At 38.0% G+C, this 17,002-nt stretch carries 15 protein-coding genes and 1 pseudogene; 3 read left to right on the forward strand and 13 right to left on the reverse strand.

Features of this window, described 5'->3' with window-relative positions; all coding sequences use genetic code 11:
* Window positions 1–205: 205 nt before the first annotated feature.
* Together aspA and ACJ004_RS20520 are read right to left on the reverse strand one after the other, a co-directional pair.
* Window positions 206–1,636 (reverse strand): aspartate ammonia-lyase, encoded by a 1,431-nt coding sequence (aspA, locus tag ACJ004_RS20515; protein WP_410894995.1) that lies wholly within the window; start codon window positions 1,634–1,636, stop codon window positions 206–208.
* Window positions 1,630–2,649, reverse strand: coding sequence for an asparaginase (locus tag ACJ004_RS20520; RefSeq protein ID WP_410894996.1), 1,020 nt, complete (start codon window positions 2,647–2,649; stop codon window positions 1,630–1,632). The genes aspA and ACJ004_RS20520 overlap by 7 nt, the downstream gene beginning before the upstream one ends.
* 239 nt (window positions 2,650–2,888) lie before the next feature.
* Between ACJ004_RS20520 and ACJ004_RS20525 the strand changes: the two genes are divergently transcribed.
* Together ACJ004_RS20525 and ACJ004_RS20530 are read left to right on the forward strand one after the other, a co-directional pair.
* Complete coding sequence (locus ACJ004_RS20525; RefSeq protein ID WP_144554983.1) at window positions 2,889–3,266, forward strand: helix-turn-helix domain-containing protein; 378 nt, start codon at window positions 2,889–2,891, stop codon at window positions 3,264–3,266.
* Window positions 3,267–3,474: 208 nt separating this feature from the next.
* On the forward strand, window positions 3,475–3,609 hold the full coding sequence (locus tag ACJ004_RS20530) for a hypothetical protein (RefSeq protein ID WP_410894997.1): 135 nt from the start codon (window positions 3,475–3,477) through the stop codon (window positions 3,607–3,609).
* A gap of 184 nt (window positions 3,610–3,793) precedes the next feature.
* Here the strand turns inward: ACJ004_RS20530 and ACJ004_RS20535 are convergent, their stop codons facing one another.
* The 8 genes and pseudogenes from ACJ004_RS20535 to ACJ004_RS20570 all read right to left on the reverse strand — a co-directional run bounded on the left by ACJ004_RS20535 (window position 3,794) and on the right by ACJ004_RS20570 (window position 13,035).
* Window positions 3,794–5,020, reverse strand: coding sequence for an amidohydrolase (locus ACJ004_RS20535; protein WP_410894998.1), 1,227 nt, complete (start codon window positions 5,018–5,020; stop codon window positions 3,794–3,796).
* Between the two features lie 78 nt (window positions 5,021–5,098).
* On the reverse strand, window positions 5,099–6,664 hold the full coding sequence (locus ACJ004_RS20540) for a glutathione ABC transporter substrate-binding protein (protein ID WP_410894999.1): 1,566 nt from the start codon (window positions 6,662–6,664) through the stop codon (window positions 5,099–5,101).
* A gap of 120 nt (window positions 6,665–6,784) precedes the next feature.
* Window positions 6,785–8,260, reverse strand: coding sequence for an amidohydrolase family protein (locus ACJ004_RS20545; protein ID WP_410895000.1), 1,476 nt, complete (start codon window positions 8,258–8,260; stop codon window positions 6,785–6,787).
* 235 nt (window positions 8,261–8,495) lie between these two features.
* Window positions 8,496–9,668 (reverse strand): ankyrin repeat domain-containing protein, encoded by a 1,173-nt coding sequence (locus ACJ004_RS20550; RefSeq protein ID WP_410895001.1) that lies wholly within the window; start codon window positions 9,666–9,668, stop codon window positions 8,496–8,498.
* 273 nt (window positions 9,669–9,941) lie between these two features.
* Window positions 9,942–10,535 (reverse strand): annotated as a pseudogene (locus tag ACJ004_RS20555) (amino acid permease); the annotation flags it as partial.
* A gap of 273 nt (window positions 10,536–10,808) precedes the next feature.
* Window positions 10,809–11,825 (reverse strand): SH3 domain-containing protein, encoded by a 1,017-nt coding sequence (locus ACJ004_RS20560; protein WP_410895002.1) that lies wholly within the window; start codon window positions 11,823–11,825, stop codon window positions 10,809–10,811.
* Window positions 11,826–11,885: 60 nt separating this feature from the next.
* The gene (locus ACJ004_RS20565) at window positions 11,886–12,161 is read right to left on the reverse strand and encodes a hypothetical protein (protein ID WP_410895003.1); all 276 of its coding nucleotides are present in this window, start codon (window positions 12,159–12,161) and stop codon (window positions 11,886–11,888) included.
* Window positions 12,162–12,504: 343 nt separating this feature from the next.
* Window positions 12,505–13,035 carry a hypothetical protein gene (locus tag ACJ004_RS20570; RefSeq protein ID WP_410895004.1) on the reverse strand — a complete coding sequence of 177 codons (531 nt, stop codon included), beginning with the start codon at window positions 13,033–13,035 and terminating at the stop codon, window positions 12,505–12,507.
* Between the two features lie 165 nt (window positions 13,036–13,200).
* On the opposite strand from ACJ004_RS20570, the gene ACJ004_RS20575 reads away from it, so the two are divergent.
* Window positions 13,201–13,734, forward strand: coding sequence for an IS110 family transposase (locus tag ACJ004_RS20575; RefSeq protein ID WP_410895005.1), 534 nt, complete (start codon window positions 13,201–13,203; stop codon window positions 13,732–13,734).
* 225 nt (window positions 13,735–13,959) lie between these two features.
* On the opposite strand, the gene ACJ004_RS20580 is transcribed toward ACJ004_RS20575, so the two are convergent.
* From ACJ004_RS20580 to pdxA, 3 genes are all read right to left on the reverse strand, one after another.
* Entirely contained in the window at window positions 13,960–14,157 is a 198-nt protein-coding gene (locus tag ACJ004_RS20580; RefSeq protein WP_410895006.1) for a hypothetical protein, read from the reverse strand.
* Between the two features lie 232 nt (window positions 14,158–14,389).
* Window positions 14,390–15,640: a nickel pincer cofactor-dependent isomerase, group 22 gene (locus tag ACJ004_RS20585; protein ID WP_410895007.1), complete on the reverse strand. Its 1,251-nt coding sequence runs from the start codon at window positions 15,638–15,640 to the stop codon at window positions 14,390–14,392.
* A gap of 235 nt (window positions 15,641–15,875) precedes the next feature.
* On the reverse strand, window positions 15,876–16,889 hold the full coding sequence (gene pdxA / locus ACJ004_RS20590) for a 4-hydroxythreonine-4-phosphate dehydrogenase PdxA (protein ID WP_410895008.1): 1,014 nt from the start codon (window positions 16,887–16,889) through the stop codon (window positions 15,876–15,878).
* Window positions 16,890–17,002 lie beyond the last annotated feature (113 nt).

Raw genomic sequence — 17,002 nt, forward strand, 5'->3', positions numbered from 1 at the left:
TCAAATCATTGATACAAAAACAGACCGTATCTCTCCCTTTATTAACCTATAGAAAATTGCCTTATTTAAGATTATAGTAAACACTCAAACTACTCTTTTTCATCGAACGGAATGATAATATGTACCTATAAGCCTATCAAGGGTTTCTGTTTTGATAGGCCTATCACCACACCTCAAAAGCCAAACTCGACTTATCTCTATATATTTAGCTCCTATTGAAAAGAGCACTACCGGCAATACCAGGATTCGTCATTTCATAAGGATTTAAAATTAAATCTAGCTCTTCTTCTGTTAACACATCATATTGCAAACAAAGCTCCCGTACCGATTTACCTTTTAAAATAGCTTCGCGTGCAATACGCGAAACGACTTCATATCCAAGATGCGGATTAACAGCCGTGATAATACCCACACTTTTTTCTACATATTCTTTTAACCTATCTTCATTTGCTTCAATACCTGCTAAACAATAAAATGTAAAGCTGCGGAAAGCATTATTCATAATGCTGAGGGACTGAAGTAAATTAAAGACAAGTACAGGTTCCATAACATTTAATTCAAGCTGTCCTGCTTCCGATGCCAGGCAGATCGTATGATCGTTTCCGATTACCTGAAATGCAACCTGATTGATGAGCTCCGCCATTACAGGGTTGACTTTTCCGGGCATAATGGAAGAACCCGGCTGACGTGCGGGCAATGTAATTTCACCAAGTCCCGCGCGCGGACCAGATGCCATTAAACGCAAGTCGTTTGCAATTTTTGACATGTTCATCATGCATACTTTTAATGCCGCTGATACTTCTGTATAGGCATCCGTATTTTGTGTCGCATCCACAAGATGGTCCGCTCCGACAAGCGGCAAACCACTAATATCTGCAAGATGTGCGACAACATTTTCGATATAGCGGGGGTCTGCATTTAATCCTGTTCCCACTGCCGTTGCACCCATGTTTACTTCATATAAATGTTGGCGCGTTTGCCCAATACGCTTAATATCACGTTCTAATACACGGCTGTAGGCTTCAAATTCTTGTCCAAGGCGAATGGGCACGGCATCTTGAAGATGTGTGCGTCCCATCTTAATAACATGATCAAACTGTCGGGATTTTTCTTTAAAGGTATCAAGCATGCTTTGCATGGTATTTAACAACTTGTCTAACAGATTAAGCGTTGAGATATGAATGGCTGTCGGGAATACATCATTGGTTGATTGCGACATGTTCACATGACTATTTGGGCTTAACTCAGCATAATCACCTTTGTTATGGCCAAGCAACTCAAGTGCACGATTCGCGATGACTTCATTCGCATTCATGTTCATCGAGGTACCTGCCCCGCCTTGAATGGGATCAACGATAAAATAATCATGCCATTTGCCTTCAATAATTTCATCCGCTGCTTGGACAATCGCCTTTCCTAACCCTTCATACAGACGTTTAACGTCCATATTTGCAAGTGCAGCTGCTTTTTTCACCATCGCCAACGCTCTAATCATCTCTACGTGCACACTGTATCCGGTAATAGGAAAATTCTCTACAGCTCGTAATGTTTGGATGCCGTAGTACACATCTTCCGGGAGTTCCTTTTCTCCGAGAAAGTCCTTTTCAAGTCGGTATGCCACTGCATTTTTCAACATATTTTACCTGCTTCCTCATCGTTCTGAAGTGTTATATCATCTGCAATCGGTGTTTCTATCATTTTTTTGACTTCTTGAGGGTTCTTTGTCTGGCCTAAAACCCACATTAATTTAGGGACGATAGCTTCTGTATTCATATTTCTAGAGCGAATGATTATACTTTGATCCACTTTTCGCCCTACTTCATATATACTCATATCTTCCCCTTCCTCTAAGCATTGTGTAGTAATCACGACTGAGATTCCGCATTCTGTCATTTCGTTCAATTTAGCCAAAATGTCTCTTCCTTGAAATGGAATGCCACCGCTTCCATAACTCTCAATCACAATACCTTGATATAAGTTCTTTAAAGAGTCAAAGAATTCCGGTTTTATCCCCGGATGCAACTTCATCAGAAAAACATCTGTACAAAGGGACGTATTTAGCTTAATTCCTTTCTGTTTTGTCACATTAATTTGTTTATGATACTCAATCGTATTTTCGGTGATAAATGCAATATAAGGGTAGTTAATACTTTCAAATGCATCGTAGCTTTTTGTTCTCAGTTTAATGGCTCTTGTCCCTTGAATGACTCTGCCATCAAACACAACATATACTCCTCCTACGCCTTCGCAAGCAAATCGAATGGCATCGGACACATTTTTCCTTGCATCTGTTTTCTTATACGAAATAGGAATTTGAGAGCCTGTAATGATAATAGGTTTATCCACATCTTGCAGCATATAAGAGAGAGCTGCTGAAGTGTAAGCCATAGTGTCTGTTCCATGAGTGATAACGAACCCATCATAGTCATTGTAATTTTCATAGATAGTTTCTGCCATTTTCACCCAGTATTCCGGCTGCATATTTGTGCTATCGATGTTCATCAAAGCAATATCATCAATCTTGTAGCTTTGATTTAATCCTGATAAATGACTTAAGAGTTCCTCCGCTTTGGCTGCCGGAACCAGTCCGTTTTCCCCTTGGACTGAAACAATCGTTCCGCCAGTGGTTAACAACAGTAACTTTTTCACCTATATCTCCTCCTTTAAAAAATCGCTTGCCACAACCTGGAAGTGGCAAAAAGTACCATTACTACAAAATTAACATAGCTAAAAATTAAGAAGAATTAATCATTTTATACGCTTTACGCGTACGTTAAAGGTAATTATAGTAAGGATATATCAAAAAATCAAGTAAATTATTATTCAATACGCGTACATTTTATTTGATTAAGATGTTATAATAAATTCAGATAAAGGAGCGTAGGAAGATGATTTTAGGTAGATTAACTACATTAAGAAAGAGTAAAAACTGGTCCCTGCAAGAGACAGCTGATCAGCTTGGAATTGCCAAAAGCACCTATGCAGGATATGAATCAGGTTATCGCCGGCCCTCATTAGAGGCAATTAAATTAATGGCTGATTTGTTTGGAACATCCATTGATTACTTACTCGGCAGAGTCGACCATCCAACCTTCCCATCCGAAGAAGATAAAAAAGGGTCAGTTGAACAACTTGAATTAACTGAATTATCTACATTTAAATTAGCGGTCGATGGAACCCCGCTTTCTGAAGAAGAAGTACAACAATTTGTTGCCTTTATGAGGGCTAAGCGAGAGATAGAGGAGAAATCCCGCCAACATTTGTGACGAGCAATAATCTACTAGAAGTATGCATTATATGAGTTTCTTGTTAGTCACTTTAGGCTGCAGAACGACAATCAGCCAAGGCTTTTTTGAAAAAGCGCTTCACTGACTTCGGATTTCTTATTTCACTCCCATAAAGGCAGCGGCTGATACGTGGACATCCATTGACCTTTCACTGTTACAACCCAAAATTGGTCCTATTATCGGCGGTGTGATTGGTGGATTCTTTCCCGTTCAAAGTGTATTTGTGGTTACAGGTTTCTTACTGTTGGCTGCTACGGGTGCGGCTTATTGGAAAGGTAATGATTTACTAAGTGTTTCAAATAGAAGAGAAAAAAATGCTTAGAAAAGTGACTCTTCCAATTTGTTAAAAAGGATACGAATGGACTGGACGGAACTGCCTATTCGTATCCTTTTTTATTTACTATTTATTTATTTGAGCAAACTGTTACACGCCAGTAGAACAGAAAAGGATTTGGCAAGTATAACAAAAGGGGGATGATTTTTTCATCCCCCTTTAAAATTAATATCTAGCAAATGGAACCTGAAACCAAGTTACCTTGATAAAAGACTGCCTTACGGTTTGAACGTCTGGCAACGACTTCAGCGGAACAACTTGCTTCTACTAAAATCATATTGGCTGCATCCCCTTCTTTTGGCCATTGCTTTCTGCCATCTCTATCTAAAGGCGTCAAACCACCAGTAATATATTTTAATGCTTGAGAGAGAGAAACTTCATCTGTCCATCGACACCGTTCAATTAGTCGGCCTAGCCTTTCAAGAACGTCTCCATTCCCAGTCGGCCACCACGAATCAAAAATATTATCGTTTCCTATGGCAACCTTAACACCACATTCTGACAGCAGGCTTACTGGAGGAATATTTCTACCAATTGGGAGACTCGTAACAATCGAAATACCCGCCTCCCTTAATAACTCTGCTGTTTCTACGGCTTCTTCTCTTGATATATCTCCAAGCCCAAAGGCATGACTGATTGCTACTCTTCCTTCCCAGCCTGCCTGCTTCGTTAAATAGGCAAGACGTTTCATTGTGAAAGTACCTAAGTGACCTGGGTCATGTAAATGCAAATCAATATCGGCATCACCTTCAACTGCTAAATCCATTAACTGTACCAATGATGCTTCAATATTATTGTCGACCGTTGCTGGATCGACAGCTCCGACAATCCCTGCACCATTTCTCAAGGCATCTCTTACAAGCGCTACTGTTCCTGGACGGAGCAGGCCATGCTGGGCAAACGCAACAATTTCAGAGCTTAATTTATTGGAATAAGATTCTAGAGCGTGCTGAACACCTTCTAAATTTTTCAATTTCACCTCAGGATATATATCAACGTGCGTTCTGACATGGGTGGATCCGTATGATAGTAATACCTCAAGCAAGGCTTCAGCACGTTCTTGTGTGCTGGATGAGATTGAAGCTAGGATATTCTTTTCAATATTACAGCGTTCAATTACGCCTGAAGCAGGGATACAAGCCCTCCATTTATCACCTAAATAGGTTTTATCAAGGTGAACATGCTTTTCGATGAAAGAAGGAAGCAAAAGCATTCCTTTTGCATCTATTACAGGTAAAAACCCAAGTTCAAATTGCTCAGAAGGTTTTATGATTTTTGAAATTTTCCCATCCTCTATTAATAAATGACACATCTCAGTCATAGTTCCTACAACTCTTCCATTTTCTTTCTTGTACCCTGTTTCTATATATGCATTCTTTAACCAATACTCGGTATTCATTTCTATTCACCCTTTCATTGTTAACTATCACGATAAAAGAGGTTACCCAAAATGGGTATCCCTCTTGTAAGCTGTATCTTATTGAATTGACACATCATTTATTTCTAAATAGCCTGATGGACTAATAGAAAAACCTTTTACATCTTTTCCAACAGCCGCTAAATTTTCAATCACTCGAACAGGAATATAAACTGCCTCTTTCATTTCTATTTCTTGTGACTGCGCATATAGCTCTTTTCGTTTTTCCTGGTCTTTTTCACGGCGCGCATCTTCTATTAAACGATCGACCTCTTTATTACTGTAAAAGAAGGTGTTTCCCGCTCCACCCTGCGAGCTTGTATGGAAAAGGTTATACTGATTATAATCTGCGTCACCTGTAGCATTTCTCCAGCTAAGGATAAACATCTCAGAGTCACCCTTATTTACTTGGTCAACAAACGTACCGTACTCCAGCACCTGTATTTTTATTTTGACACCAATACCTTTTAACTGTGATTGCAATACTTCAGCCATGTTCACTCTTTCTTTGCTATCCATCGTTTTAAGTGTAACTTCAAAACCATTTGGATAACCTGCTTCAGCTAGTAATCTTTTTGCTTCATTTAAGTTATATTTATACGATTCCATATCAGGATAGTAACCGAAAACCTTTGAGCCTAATAAAGAATTAGCCCTTTTTCCCACATTATTATAGACACCTTTAATAATCGAATCCATTTCAACAGCATGAGCGATGGCCTTTCGAACCTTTTCATCATTAAATGGTTTCTTTTGAACATTAAAGCCAATATACTCTGTTCCATATCCTTCACTACGGTAAACATCGATTGCTTGTGAAGTTTTTACGGTATCCATCATTTGTACTGAAAGGGGTTCAGCTATTTGAGCTTCACCTGTTTCTAGCATGGAGATTCTAGTAGTTTCCTCAGGTACAACCTTAAATACGACTTTATCAACCTTCGCCTTTTCTCCCCAATAACTATTGTTTTTTGTTAATACAATTTCTTGTCCAGGTGTCCATGATTTAAAAACAAATGGACCTGTCCCATTTGGTTCTTTAATAATGCTTTTCCCGTATTTCTCGATCGTTTTTGGACTAATAATCCCGCCTTCATGACTAGCTAAAATAGAGAGTAATGGAGCAAACGGCTCTGTTAAAATAAACTGAACGGTGTAGTCATCAATTACCTTTACTTCTTTTACCATTTTAAAAACAACAGCTCTAGGTGATGCCACCTTTGGATCTAAAAGTCGATCAAAGGTAGCTTTTACAGCATTGGCATTAAAAGCTGACCCATCATGAAATTTCACACCTTCTCGTAATTTAAACTCCCATTTCGTATCATCTAATTGCTCCCATTTTTCCGCCAGCAAGGGCTGGATTTCAGCATTATTATCACGGCCAACTAAACCCTCATAGATTTTGCGATGGGTAACACTTGCAGCATTGATTGTTGACATAAACTGTTGGTCTAAGTTTTCAGCATCTGACAATCGGGCAATAACTAATGTACCCCCGACCTTAGATTCTTTGCTTTTACCATTACTTTTTGTGCTGACATCTTTACTTGTCGAACAGCCGGTAATGACAAACACCATCAATATTAATAAAAATAATCGTCCAAGCCCCTGTCTAGCTTTCATAATCTCTACCTCCTGAATATTTTTATTATCTTCATATCTGTTTGTCTAATTATAAAAAATATTCAGATAATTTTATTTCGAAAATTTCTACTATATTTTTTAATATTTTTACTACTTTCTTTAATTTTTGATAGAATCCACAATTTTAAAGGAAGGAGGAAATAATTCCCTTTCTGTCAATTGCTGATAATCTCTTTCTAAATATCCTTTTCTCATTTTGTTAAAATAATGTTGTCCCTTGGTTTTCATTTCTTCTAAATCAAAATTAGGTATTTTTTGGTCCTTCATTACAACCCTTCCGTTAATAATGGATAATTTCACGTCTCTTCCTGTTCCGCTGACAATCATCGCCCGGATTGGATCGTCGAAAGCCCCCAAATGATATCCATTTAAGTCAATGGCAATAATATCTGCTTTCGCCCCAACTGCTAAACGGCCGAGGTCATTTCTCCCCAGGAATGCAGCTGACCCAAGTGTGGCCGCCCGGAAGAAATCGGCGTATGTTGAACCCTCTACTTCCTTTTCAATGAATCGGGAGAACATGCTGCCTGTTCGAATGTTTTGAAACATATCTGGAGGAAAGGTATCTGTTCCTAGCGCTAAATTAATACCTTCCCGTTTATATTTAGCAAATGATTCTAATGCCGAAGCATGCCTGCCAATGATCAAAGGACAATGAATGACCGTTGTATTTGTTTCTTTCAGAAGTGCTATATCATCACCTTCACCAGACTGTGCTTCACTATATCCAGCAATAAAGTGAGCATGCGGAATTCCTGTTTTTGCACCTAAAAAACCAAGGTCATATAAATAGCGAATAGGCGTTACACCGTACTTTCTAACGATGGTATGATATTCAAAGGTTCCTTGTGCTGCATGAAGTTTAATTGGCACTCCTAATTGATCACTATAGTATTTTGTATGTTTCAAACTATCTGGCGTTTGACACTCAATTCGTTCGGGCGCAAGCATCCCCCTAACTAATCCATCATAAGCTCCGTCAAATTCTTCTATAAACCTTACAGCATCTTTTAACCCAGCTTTTCCTGCTTCTTCATCCCAGTACAGATGGATTGTACCATCAGGTTTTACCACCCTGATTCCAGATTGGTAGCTTGGGCCAAGATAGATTCTTAATCCCAAACTTTTAGCATGATTTGCTGCAGCAGCAAGCTCTTCATACGTTTCTGCCCATTCTTTATAAAGTACCGAGGTAATTGGCATCGCAGTAGTAACCCCATGGAGAATCAGTTGTGAGTAGGCATAAAGAGATTTAAAATTTTCTTCTTTAGCTGTCATGACTTCATGGTGTCTGTTTTTTATATACTGTTCAGACCAAAGCAGGTTATTCTGTCTGTTTGTCCTTGCCTCTAAATGTAAAATATCGTGGTCAATATCGCCTAATGCATTTAAATCGATAAACCCTGGACTAATGACGGAGTTCCCCATATCGATTACCTTGTCCACAGCGCCAAGATAATTTTTGCCGACAAAGATGATCGTATCATTTTCAAAAACGACTTCTGCGTTTTCAATTAAGACGTGGTCTTCTCCATCGTAACCAATAACGTACCTTCCCTTTAGTTTTGTTTTCAATTCAATTAACTCCTTTCATTAAGCAGAAGTAAGCTTGTTTAACTTCCATTAGTATCATTATAAAAAATATCACTATTTTATATATTCGAAATCATTACTCTTTTTTATAATATTTCAACTTCTTAGTGCTCAAATAAAATTACACTAGTAAAAAAAGTTTCGTCCAACTCATACGTGGACGAAACTTTTTTAGGTATCGGGTACACTTAGCTATTTCATCATTTTTCCCCTTGGTTTAATTTGCTAATTTCCTTAGCAATTCAAGAGATTGCTCCTTATGCAAATGATATAACGGGTTAGCCGGATCATTTGCAATCGCATTCTCTATTGCTTCTATTGCTTCTTGGTGTTTACCAAGCGACCTGAGGCTATTTGCCTTATGAAATGAAAAATCGTAGCGATTTGACTGCAGTGCCAGCAATTTATCCATTTCAATAACTGCTTCTTCGTGTCTGCCTAGTTCTCTTAAGTAATTTGATTTATGATAACGATAAAAAGTCTCAACAGGGTTTAATTCACAGGCTTTATCGTATTCTAAAAGAGCCTCCTCTGGTCTCCTCATTGCTCTTAAACAGTTGGCTGTATAGAAATAGAAGTCTAGATCCGTCGGGTCCAGTGATAATGCTTTGTTGTACTCCTCTAGCGCTTCCTCAAATCTCTTTAGTTCTTGTAAGAAATAGCTTTTGTAGTAAATCAAATCAAGGTTTTGTTTATCATGTTCTAAACCTTTTTCTATTTCTGAGATGGCTTCTTCATACTTATCAACTCTGGCAAGTTTTTTCGCCATTTTAATAGATTTACTTTTTTCGATATATTCTTTATTCAAGATATTTACAACTTTTTGGTGCTCCATTTCTTGAGCATGCTGCAGCGCTGACTTCCCGTCCCTATCTGGAAGATTTACATCTGCCCCTGCTTCCAAGAGTTCTTGAATAATATCAGAATAAAGTCTGCCGCCATTACCTAAAATCACAGACTCTAGAAGGGCGGACCAGCCTAAATCGTTCACATGATTTACCGGAACCCCAGCATCTAAGCAGACTTGGACAGTCTTTAAGTAGCCTTTTTCACTAGAAGGTAACAATGCCGTACCCCCAAATCGATTAACACTGTTTAGGTCAGCACCAAACTTAAGCATCATACTTAAAATTTCATGAAATCCGTTCGCACCAGAACATATAAATGGAGTTAATTGGGTAATATCTCTAGTATTGACGTCGCTTCCAGCCTCTAGTAACAACTTCACTACGGCAATTTGGTTTTTTTGTACGGCCGCCATTAAGGCTGTCCGGCCGGCCACATCCTTATAATCAATGCTGGCTCCTTCATGTAAGAGCTGTTCTACAGCAACATAATCCCCCTGCTCACTTGCATGAATAAGTTCTCTGTCCATGGTATTAATTTCCAAGTTCATTCTCTCCTTTTGTAAATAATTCGCCATTTTCGTTACAATGAATATAAATTGTCCTTTTAAATGTGGTCAAAAAGGACAGATTCTCCTGCGGAGAAGTCTGTCCAAAGTCATGTGAAATTCATTCAGCAATGGATTGGATTAATAGCTTAACAGTCTGACAACCGAAGATTTTGTACGTATTTTTATTTAATTTACAGTTTTTTTACATCACCCCGATAGTATCAGTAGTATATTCCAGTTTAATGGATCTCTTACACCAGACCCACTCTACTTAATATTCTCTATATATTGATCAAGTTCATCATGAGAATCTAATTGATTCTTCTTTCCACGATTTTTAATATAGTAGAAAAAATAGCATAAAGCAATGAAGGGTACTCCGCTATACAGGGCAATTCGTTGGCTTTGATCGAAAGCAAGTCCTACACAAGAAGCGAAACATAAAACAAAAGCAGTGATGGGCACGAAGGGATAAAGTGGTGTTCGGAATTTCAAATTTTTAATATTCCCACCCTCTTCAATAAAACGCTTGCGGAACATATACTGCGATAACACAATTCCCATCCATACGATTACCACAGCAAATCCTGATATAGCCACAAGCACTAAATAAACCGTATCTGGTGCAACTACACTAGAGAATAATGACAAGCAGGCTACTGCCATACTAACAATTAAAGCATTAAGCGGCACTCCTCTTGAAGTTACCTTTCCTAAGAGAGGGCTTATTGTTTTTTCATTTGAAAGCGACCATACCATACGGGTAGATGCATAGAGACCGGAATTTGCTACGGATAGTAAAGCGGTAAGAATAACAAAGTTCATAATATCAGCAGCATAAGGAATCCCTATATTATCCCAACCGCTATATGATAAGACCTAGGCTCGGCCGCACACCTGCCAGTTAGTGGAACAAGAAAAGCAGCCATAATGACAGCTCTGTTGCTATTTATAAGATCAATAAAAGTCTTCTTTAATTCTGGAAGATGATCCAATTTTTATGTTCCAGGATTAAGCCAAAATCAAGATCCATACAAATTCAGGCATTTTAGCTAATTACAACGGAAAACTTAAGAACTAAAAAAACAAGGTTCCCGTACTCAATCACTAAGAGAAAAGGAACCTTGCATTTTTTTACTTAATCTTTTTGAATTTAGTTACTTTTGATTCTTCTATCCATCCGATCTCACCGGCGAAATCACCCGAATCAATTTCAACTTTTAACCAGTTGTTCTTTCTTTCAACAATGGTTAACACTGTTTTTGTAGATATTTTTTCCTTTAATGCAACTGAAGCTTTCTTAGAGGCGCCGCACCGCAGGAAAGCCTCTTTTCGAAGGAAAGCAACTTGATCAGTGGGATTCACTTTGACATACTTAATGATTACTTTTCTCATATCCGTTACGGCTTTGGTTTCCTGAACAGTATCAATTATTTCTGCTTTCACCTCTGCATTGTATTGACCGGTAACTGTCGTTAACATAAAGGCAAACACAACTTCCAGGATGACTTTTGCTGCATCATTAACATATTCCGAATAAAGACCAAATATAAAAGCAACGATGGAGAATTTCTTAGCAGCATCCATAGAACGTGTAATGATTTTGTTTAAATCTTCTTCAGTCATATCCGTTAAGGTCTTCTTTGGTTCAATCAAACCTGCACCTTCGGAATAACTGCCATTACCGCTAGGATCATCAAGTTCCCCGTAAAAATCTGTAAAATCATCAAAATTTAAATCATTTAAACCGGAGAAATCAATATTTCTTATATTTGCTTCAGCAAAAACCGAACCCAACGATGAAGTGATCCTAGTCAAATGAGAAGTGTCCAAAGACTTAAGAAGATGTTGATGCTGATTAAGCCTTTCAAGAGCAGCTGAATATTGCTCCCAAATCTGTTTTTGCCGTCCCAATACATCTAATCCTGAAGAATTAAGATATTTTGAATAATTATTTATCGCTTTAACCATAGGAGATACAGCATCCAAATACCGAGAATGTAGATCTCCCATATTTTTTATAGCCGGCAGCAAGCCAACTCTTAAAACGTCAAAGGATTTATTATAAGACTCACTTATGGTACGCAAAGAAGCCTGAAATTTTTCTAAATCCCGCTGACCGGTAGGAAAAAATTTAGTTGTGCTATACAAAGTATTCATCCTTCCTAATAAAGAGTAAAACCCTGCTCTATGTCCCCTAAAAACTCTTAGTTATTTTTCTAACGCTATTTTAATCCGTTGAATTAATTCAGACCGACCATTTGATGCCAATCGTACTTTATTAGATGCAAAGAGATCCTCCAAGGCAGACTGAAGAGAGGCCACATTCCTTCTTGAAATGTCTAAAGTGCTTTTATCAGTATGACGGAAGAGTTCATTCTTCCAGAATTCAATATCCTTACAAAGAATATCTAGGTCTTCAAATAACTCCGCATTCATAAATTTAAACTGTTCACTCCCTTTTACGAAATCATGGTAAGCTTTCATTTTTAATTACTTTTCATTGCACAATAAAAACCACCCGAATTGGTAGTTTGCGGGTGGTCTGGTGGTGAACACACCAATGGAATTTCTAATTCTTATTTTACTATTTTCAGTTAATTTTTGCACTTGTTTTGAACATAAATAGAAGAACCCCTGTTGGAGCAGGGGTTCAGGAAAAAAAGTAAAAAAACACCTTGTCCAACGGCAAGAATTCAAATAAAGAAATAACCCGCTGCAAACAATTTAGTCCCAATGAAATAAAACCATCAAGATATGACGATAATCCGGTAATAGCAGCCAGCTCTTTAAGTAAAGCACCCGTTACTTGAAGAAGGGTTAGAATTATTTAAAGCTTAGTATATATAAGATTATCATCCCTCAAATATGAAAAGCCTGTTTCGTCAAAAGCGTTAAAAATCGAAAAATAACTTGAACCAATACCAAAACCTAACCCATTTAACAACAGGTTAGAATGAAGTACATTACCTTTTGAGTCTATTGCCTCTTGAGTCATTTCAATTACTTCAATTTCCTCAATTTGCTTTCCAATAAATAAAGAAAAGTTTCCAAACGAATTCTTTCTCCATTCCAGATTTAATTCATCATTACCGTACCAATCTAACTTTTCCTTTAAATCAATTTCATTCCAAGTAACTGCAATTTCTCTATCATTAAATGAACAAAACTCTAATTGTCTTCCACCTAAAACTAATATAACAGGACAATCAGCCCAAAATTCACCATCAGAAATTTCATGCACTGTCCAAATTCCCTCAATTGTTGAACCAATTAATTGCCTTAAACTGTCACCATGAAAATTAATAAACTCATTTATATCGGTATAGAAAATTGGTTCGTAATCTTTAATACCCAGCATGAAATCAACCTCAATTCGTAATGGGAAAATTATGTTAAAGCACCCCGTTAGTTATCATGAACAAAACTAGCTCCTTACTCGTAACACCGTAGGTTAATTTGGTTACACTGTTTACTGGAAAAAACAAGCCAAATCAGAGCTACATTACGGAAGGAGCTAGTTATTATGAAGGATACCATAAAATATGTAGGTTTAGACGTTTCAAAAGAAAAAATTGCCGTTGCCATTGCAGACGAAGGTCGTGATGAGCCAAGGTATTGGGGGATGATTCCTAACACTCCGGAATCCATTAGAAAGTTAGTAAAAAAGCTTGGAGAAAAAGAGAATCTTCGAGTGTGCTATGAAGCTGGTCCAACTGGCTATGGTTTATATCGTGTTTTTCTTAGCCTAGGAATTGAATGTGAAGTGATCGCCCCATCCTTAATTCCTAAGAAACCAGGTGAACGCATTAAAACGGACCGTAGAGATTCGATTAAACTAGCAAAATTGTTCCGAGCTGGTGAATTAACTTCTGTTTATGTGCCAACAGAAGATGACGAAGCGCTTAGAGATTTAGTCCGTGCTCGTGAAGATGCCAAAGAGGATGAATTGAGAGCAAAACATCGCTTAATCAAGTTCCTTTTACGTCACGATATTCGTCCTCCAAAAGGTGTGAAAAAGTGGACAACAAGATATTGTGAGTGGAGACTATATAAATGAAGGATAGCTCTTGACATTCTTTTTCCGCTTTTGGATAGGATAGCATTGAAGCGGTTCTTGTCCATATTTAATCAAACGTTTGATTAGGAAGAAACAAGGTAGAATTGAGTTGAAATTTGTAGATTTAAGGGACAGAATCCATTTCATGCTCTAGTTTTTTTAGGCCCCCGTCCTCTAAAATCCGTAAACCTAAATATAAATATATTTCTAATTCACTCAATAAATTTAACAATCTGTTCTTTTTATTTTTTTTAATAAGCCTTCTACATAATTAGGCTGATTCATTATTTTCCTGGCAAGGGCAATAAAGTCTACTTCTTCTTTTTCCACCATATCTGATGCGATTTCAATGTTCTCTAATTCGCCTGCACCAATAACAGGAATATTTATATGTGTCCATCGCATACCATGCTTTTCTTTCACATCGACAAGTTCCGTTTATTCTCTGCTCCAGCTTTAACAATTTCCCATTACTGAGTATCTAAATCTTTTAATATAACAACTACTTTTGGTTTTTCGTCTTCCAGGATTCATTCAACAAATAAAAAAAGCGGTTATTAGCCGCTGGTCATTGCATATAAAAACTATACTTTTTTTTTACTAGTAAAAGTGTTTTGCTGGCAGAATACACGATCATCTAAATGAGATTCCATTTCTACATTGGCAAGAAATAACCATCCTCATCAAACTGAAGTTCATGCAAGCCCTTTATGACTTCGATATTCTCTTTATTTTTCAACTCATTATAAATGACTTCAGAGACGAATAACTCTCCAATATGCAGCGTATTTGGAACACGGACGATTCTAGCCTCTTCAGAAGCAATCCCCCAGTTTGCCCTTAGTGCAGCATTTAATGCTTCCCTGTCATTTTCTAGTACAATGGGAATTTTAGCACGATCCAAGAATGTGCTGGTAACCACATTTTCATTCATTTTTTGCAAATCGATTTTTTCTAATAAACGCTTCGTTGTTAAATCAGCCAAACCAATCCCCAATGCATTGCCATGACTGGCCTCACTTAAGTTAGATGCAATTACATATTTAATAATCGGCTTTTTCGGCTCTTCCACGCCCAATACGCGAATACGGCCGATAATATTCGTATCCATACCTGTCCCGCTGTAATTTTTGCCGATTTCATCGACTACTAAAATATCCATTTCATCAACTGGCAAGCTTGGCATTAACCCAAAGGCTTTTACCAGCAACTCTCTTTCTCGTTCTTCAATCCGTTCAGGCTCAATTGCTTCAATGATGGCGGTTTCCTCATGGGCATTTTCAACAATTGCTATCCCAAACAATGTATTTGATTTCCGGATCACCACTTTTCCAACCTCAGGCATCATATCTCGGATTCCCTCAATACCGTATGTGTGCAATGCAAGTGCCTGTTTATGTTTTCCCATCCCAATCGAGGCCATTTTTAAAACGCCACTTTCAATATCTTTCTTAAAATCCGTATGCGGCTTAACACGTCCCATAATGATAATTCCATCAGCCTTATAAGCGTGTTGATCAATATAAACAGGAATACCGGCAGACGTTTCACCGATTTCAACAACATCCATGGAAGAACGAATTTCACAACCAGTTGTATCTTCCGTTACCCCTAATCCTTCGAGAACCTCGATTTGGCCTTCAGCTGTAGCTCCTCCATGGCTTCCCATTGCCGGAATAATAAACGGTGTCGCGCCTCTCTTTTTGATTTCATCCGCAACATTTTTTACAATAAGTGGAATATTTGCAATTCCCCGGCTTCCTACCGTGATCGCAATCTCCATTCCAGGCTTAATTTTTTCATCTGCTTTAACGAAATTAAATTGTTCTGAAATCGTCCTAGAAATATTTTTTATACTTTCCACTACAAATTTTTGTTTTATTTTTGCGAATTTCGGAAGAGACATCCTTACATGCTCCTTTCAGTTTAAAATTGCTTTTTTTATGTACGAATAACGATGCCTCCATTAAAAAGAGGTGTTGCATTTTTATTATTTACTAAGATTATTGAATATTGTCCATCGATTAGTTCTTATTAAAAGGATAGCAAGAGATCCATATAACAACCTCTTGCTGCCTTTTTTAATCCAGCGCCCAGCGACTAGTGTACGTCGCGCAAAGGAAGCTTACGCCTTTTGTTCTCTAAATCGTCTTGACTATTTTCTCAGGAGCTAATTCAATGGCCATTCTGATCGCTTCCTTGAGTGATAATTCATCCGCAATATTCTTCCCTGCTATATCAAATGCGGTTCCATGATCGACACTCGTACGAATAATCGGCAGCCCAACCGTGATATTGACGCCGGATTCAAGGCCTAATACCTTAATTGGCCCGTGCCCCTGATCATGATATTGTGCTACAACGATATCAAAGTCGCCTCGTCTGGCCCTAAAAAATAACGTATCTGCTGGAAGAGGCCCTTGAACATTAATTCCCTCTGCCTGCGCTTTTTTCACAGCGGGGATGATTTTTTCTTCTTCTTCCCCATTTCCAAAAAGTCCGTTTTCTCCGGCATGTGGGTTAATGCCGCACACTGCGATTCGAGGGGATTTAATCCCTGCTTTTTGTAATGTATCATGGGCGAGTTTAATAACAGTATATTGCCGGTCAACGTTAATTTTATTGACTGCATCGATAATTCCGACATGTGTTGTTACATGGATTACTCTTAACCCGGGAGCAGATAACATCATCGCGAAATCTTTTGTATTTGTTAACTCGGCTAATATTTCTGTATGGCCAGGATAAATATGACCGGCTTTATGAAGCGCTTCTTTATTTAACGGTGCTGTACAAATCCCCTGGATTTTTTCTTCATTTGCCAGGGCAATTGCCTTTTCTAAATAACGGAAAGCCGCATTCCCGGCTACTGAGGAAACCGCACCCCACGGTAAATCTTCAGAAACCAAATCTAAATCAATAACATCAATTGTCCCATATTTAAACTTAGATTCTTCAGGTTGTGTAATCCCATTTAACTCAAGTTGGATATTTGTTACTTCGAGTGCCTTTTTCAGAATTTTAAGGTCGCCAATTACAAACGGGCGGCATTTTCCATAGATGGTCTCATCATTTAATGATTTTACAATAACTTCAGGACCTACTCCTGATGGGTCCCCCATTGTAATTGCAATACTTGGTTTATTGGCATCCATTTTACATTCCTCCCGTAATCATTCCTCGTTTCGCTTATCCAGGTTCTGTTTTTACATGAAATAATGCAAAACTTCCTCTTTATAAAAGATTTAGCGAAGACGATCTAATTATC

Origin of the sequence: Neobacillus sp. 204, assembly GCF_046562815.1 — a bacterium.
Taxonomy (GTDB): Bacteria; Bacillota; Bacilli; order Bacillales; family Cytobacillaceae; genus Neobacillus.